This window comes from Thermocrinis jamiesonii (assembly GCF_000702425.1).
Taxonomy (GTDB): Bacteria; Aquificota; Aquificia; order Aquificales; family Aquificaceae; genus Thermocrinis; species Thermocrinis jamiesonii.
In genome coordinates this window covers 1-4404 of record NZ_JNIE01000001.1, presented here as the reverse complement: position 1 = coordinate 4404, position 4404 = coordinate 1, and the positions used below count along the sequence as shown (strand labels likewise).

Below are 4404 nucleotides of genomic sequence, written 5' to 3'. Positions count from 1 at the left end.
GCTTTAGGTTTTAAGGAAGAAATCCCAGAGAACTATCTAAAACTTCTTTCAGACAAGGAATACTTGGAGTATGCAATCTGCACTTACGAAAAGAAAGAAAAAGAGCTAAAAGAAAAACTCAAGAAAGAGACAAACCAATACAAAAGAAATGCCATAAACTCTGAGCTAAAGCAAGTTCAGAAGGCAAAGGACTTGCTTTTAGAAAAGCTTAAAAGCCTTCAGGACGAGCCAAGTTCCTGTGAGGGCGTCGATGGAAGGAATCCCAAGCAGGGAGAGACTAAGAAAGTCTCTCAAAGTGCTTGGCAAGTTCTGAAGTCCGCCCTCCTCTTCCCTGTTCTTGGAAAGGTTTTGTCAAGGGACCTTTCTCCTCTGAAGCCAGTGCTTGTGGAAGGGGCGTGGGACAGGGTGAGGAGAAGGTCAGTTCCCTTAGAGGTTGGGGGGACGTCCCAATGAGTGATTTTCGAACAGCCTCAGTGGTAAAGTCTATAACCTGTAACACACGTCTAAGGTTAAACTAAAAGGGTTACCCTCTTTGCTGTATGCCTTAACTTTTTAAATAATGAAAGAGCTTATTCTTGTCCTGACAGGGGCGGGCATATCGGCAGAAAGTGGTGTCCCTACCTTTAGAGGTGAAGGAGGACTTTGGAAGCAGTTCAAGCCAGAAGAGCTTGCTACACCGCAGGCTTTTTTCAAAAATCCTAAGCTTGTTTGGGAGTGGTATGATTGGAGAAGGCAGATAATAAGCAAAGCAGAGCCTAATGAAGCTCACCTACTTTTGGCTGAATTGGAAAGACGATTGGAGAATTTCTTCATAATCACTCAAAACGTGGATGGGTTACACCAAAAGGCGGGGTCCAAAAAAGTCATAGAACTTCACGGAAATATATGGAGGGTCAAGTGCACCAACTGTAAAGAAGAGTATGAGCTTTATGAGGTACCACTTAAAGAAATTCCACCAAAATGTAAATACTGCGGTGGATTGCTAAGACCTGCGGTGGTATGGTTTGGGGAGAGTCTTCCAGAGAAAGCTCTTTCCGAAAGCTTTGCACTTGCCAAAAATTGCAAACTTTTTTTAGTGATCGGAACATCCGGCGTGGTCTATCCCGCAGGATACTTGCCTTTCTTAGCCAAACAACATGGAGCAAAAATTGTGGAAATAAATCCAGAAAGCACGCCTATATCAAAAATAGCAGATGTGGTAATAAGAGAAAAGGCAAGTAAAGGACTGAGACTTTTCGAAAAAATGCTTTAAGTATGCTTCGTTTCTTACGTGCCTATAGGAGTTTTTCCACACCATCCTGCTTTAATTCCTTGGTCATTTCTAATAGAAGTTTTTTAAGTTTTTTGCTTGGATTCTTAGGAATTTCTATCCTAAAGGTAATTATTAGGTTTCCGTTTTCAGAAAAGCCCAAACCCGGAATGGTTTTTGTGGAACCGCACTCTGTTCCGGGTTGGATAAACACCTCCAGCTCTTCTCCTCCAAGAGTTTTTATCTTTGTAGTTCCACCCAACACTGCCAAAGGAAAGGATATGAGTTTTTCTACGTAAAGGTCTTTCCCAACTTTTTTGAAAATCGGATGTTCTTTTAGATAAATTCTCAAATATAGGTCTCCCGGCTCTCCACCCCTTTCTCCATGATGACCCATGCCTGCTACCTTTAGGACCTCTCCTTCATCTATCCTCTGTGGTATTTTTACCTTCACCGCACTGTGCTTGGCAACCCTTCCTGTCCCACCGCATGTAGGACATGGATTTTTTACTATGTATCCTTTCCCTTTACAAACAGAACATGGCCTTGGAAAGTTAAATATACCGCTAACCCTTCTTCCTGTGCCTTCACAAGCTCTGCATATCTCTTTTTCCAACTCACCCAAATAGCCCTTTGCTCCGCAAGTAGGACAGTCTATCCACCTTTCATACTCCACGATCTTTTCGCATCCTAAAAAAGCCTCTTCCAAATCCAACTCAAGCTTAAGCTTAATATCCTGTCCTCTCTTAGGTTTTGGAGACCTTCTTATACCTTTCCATATGCTTTCCAAGAAATCTTGTATGTACTCCATAAAATCTTTGTAAGCCTTTTCGTCTCCAGTTTGGAGTAAGCGATCATATTCTGCCCTTTTTTCATCGTCAGAGAGAACATAGTAAGCTTCGTTTATCTCTTTGAACTTTTCTTCAGCCTTTGGATCCGGATTTACGTCCGGATGCCACTCTTTAGCTAACCTTCTGTAGGCTTTTTTAATCTCTTCCTTTGTTGCTTTCCTTTCCACTCCAAGGATCTTGTAATAGTCTTTCAACTGCATAGCTAATATTCTAAAAAGATTTTTAGACCGATTTTGTTTAAATGATATTTATCATAAAATTTTGCCAAAAGTTGTAGTTGGTTTAAAATAGTTCTGCCATGGCTATAAAAAAGGTAGATAGGAAGGCTTTTTTGAACCTATTGGAAACTGTGCTTTTTGTAGATTTTTTAAAAGGTCTTTCGGTAACGCTGAAAAATCTATTTAGAAAACCCATAACAACTAATTATCCCTTAGAAAAGCTAACTCCCCCAAAACGATACAGAGGAGCTCACGGACACTTTGTCTGGGATGGAACAGAACCAGACTCACTAAGGGCTATAGAAAAGTTTATGAGTTACGAAAAAGGTAAAAGCAGATGTGTAGCCTGTTATATGTGTCAAACCGCATGCCCAATGCCTACGCTCTTTAGAATAGAGGCGGTCCAAATGCCAGATGGTTCCAAAAAAGTGGTTAGGTTTGACATGAATTTACTCAATTGTCTTTTCTGTGGTTTATGCGTAGATGCCTGTCCAGTAGGTTGTCTTACTATGACGGACCTTTATGAGCTTGCAGGCTATTCAAGGAGAAATGCAGTTCTAAAGATGGACAAACTTGAAGAAAATGCTATAGACTGGAAAAGAAGAAGAGGAGAAGAACCGGACAGAATATGGATAGACGATGAGCACAGAGAACGCCTTTGGGGGAAGATAGAGTGGAGTGGCTAATATTTGGCTTTTTAGCGGTTTGGCTTTTGGCTTCTGTTTTTGGGACGCTTTTTCTCAAAAATCCAGTTCATGTTATCCTTGCCTTTCTTTCTGTAATCCTGGCTATTGCGGGCATGTTTTTGCATCTGGGTGCAGAGCTTTTGGCAGGGCTTCAACTCATAATCTATGCGGTTGCCATAATAGTTTTTTACGTGCTTGTTATTACCACCATACCTTGGGAGAAAGTCAAGAAATTTGAAGGTATTTACAAGAGGGAAGCTCTGATTGCTATACCTTTTCTATTGGTGTCCTTTGGAGCGATCTCCTATATGATCTTAAAGGGCAATTTTTACATCTCTCAAAAGGTGCCCACCGAGAATAACATAGTTAGCGTCGGTAAAAGTCTATTTACCACCTATCTCTTTCCTTTCGAGGTGGCTTCTGTTATACTTTTAACCGCAATGATCGGAGCCATCATCCTCGGGAGGAAAGAGGAGTGACAATAGAATTAGCTTATATTCTTATAAGCGTTTTTTTGTTCCTTTCGGGTCTTTTTGGTGTTATCATAAGAAAAAATCTTATAACTCTTTTGGTAAGCACAGAGCTTATGTTAAACGGGGTTAATTTAGGTTTTGTTAGTATGGATAGAATAGTGGGTGGAGTGGAAGGGCAGATATTTGCCCTTTTCGTGCTAACTGTGGCAGCGGCAGAGGTGGCAGTTGGTCTTGGTCTTGTGGTAGCCATCTTCAGGCTAAGAGGTTATGAGGGTTCTTCTGAAATCACCCAACTGAGGGATTAGGATGGAAGCAGTCCTTATAGTTTTGCTACCACTGCTGTCTTTCTTAATAGTAGGTTTATTTGGAAGGAAGTTAGGGGATTTACCTTCTGCCATCATCACAGTTCTTGGATCCTTTTTTGCCTTTTTGCTCTCCATACCAGCATCAATAAAAGCTCTCTCTTCTCCATTCTCAGTGTCACTTTATGAGTTTATCTCACTCGGAAACTACACCCTAAGGCTTGGACTTTACTTTGACCCACTGTCCTCTTTAACCGCCTCCCTAGTGTGCTTGATAGCTACGCTGATCTTCATCTACTCCATCGGATACATGCAAAACCTCTTTGGTCAATGGACCTACAAGTTCTACGCATACCTGTCCTTTTTCCTCTTTTCTATGCTCATGATCGTCCTTTCGGACAACCTCCTTGGTATGTTCTTTGGTTGGGAAGGTGTGGGCCTTGCTTCTTATCTTCTTATCGGATACTTCCATCAGCAAAAATACGCTACAAACTCAGCCTTTGAAGCCTTTGTAATGAACAGAATAGGAGACTGGCTTTACCTTTTTGGCATTTTCGCAGTCTTTTATCTGTTTGGCAGTTTAAACCTTCTTGAGATCTTTGAAAAGGTGGATGCGGTGGATCCT

General features: G+C 41.3%; 6 protein-coding genes and 1 pseudogene. 6 read left to right on the top strand and 1 reads right to left on the bottom strand.

What is annotated here, in order from left to right:
• Both K217_RS07745 and K217_RS0100030 read left to right on the top strand, forming a co-directional pair.
• Window positions 1-453 (top strand): annotated as a pseudogene (locus K217_RS07745) (IS200/IS605 family accessory protein TnpB-related protein); the annotation flags it as partial.
• 106 nt (window positions 454-559) lie between these two features.
• Entirely contained in the window at window positions 560-1252 is a 693-nt protein-coding gene (locus K217_RS0100030) for an SIR2 family NAD-dependent protein deacylase (RefSeq protein ID WP_029551089.1), read from the top strand.
• 22 nt (window positions 1253-1274) lie between these two features.
• On the opposite strand, the gene K217_RS0100025 is transcribed toward K217_RS0100030, so the two are convergent.
• Complete coding sequence (locus tag K217_RS0100025) at window positions 1275-2300, bottom strand: DnaJ C-terminal domain-containing protein (protein ID WP_029551088.1); 1026 nt, start codon at window positions 2298-2300, stop codon at window positions 1275-1277.
• A 98-nt stretch (window positions 2301-2398) separates the two neighbouring features.
• Here K217_RS0100025 and K217_RS0100020 point away from each other — a divergent pair, with 98 nt between their 5' ends.
• The 4 genes from K217_RS0100020 to K217_RS0100005 form a co-directional block, all read left to right on the top strand.
• Window positions 2399-3004, top strand: coding sequence for a NuoI/complex I 23 kDa subunit family protein (locus tag K217_RS0100020; RefSeq protein ID WP_029551087.1), 606 nt, complete (start codon window positions 2399-2401; stop codon window positions 3002-3004).
• Window positions 2992-3483 (top strand): NADH-quinone oxidoreductase subunit J family protein, encoded by a 492-nt coding sequence (locus K217_RS0100015; protein ID WP_029551086.1) that lies wholly within the window; start codon window positions 2992-2994, stop codon window positions 3481-3483. Before K217_RS0100020 ends, K217_RS0100015 begins: the two co-directional genes overlap by 13 nt.
• On the top strand, window positions 3480-3782 hold the full coding sequence (gene nuoK, locus K217_RS0100010) for an NADH-quinone oxidoreductase subunit NuoK (protein WP_029551085.1): 303 nt from the start codon (window positions 3480-3482) through the stop codon (window positions 3780-3782). Before K217_RS0100015 ends, nuoK begins: the two co-directional genes overlap by 4 nt.
• A gap of 1 nt (window position 3783) precedes the next feature.
• On the top strand, window positions 3784-4404 hold a 621-nt coding region (locus tag K217_RS0100005), incomplete at its 3' end, for a proton-conducting transporter transmembrane domain-containing protein (RefSeq protein ID WP_029551084.1).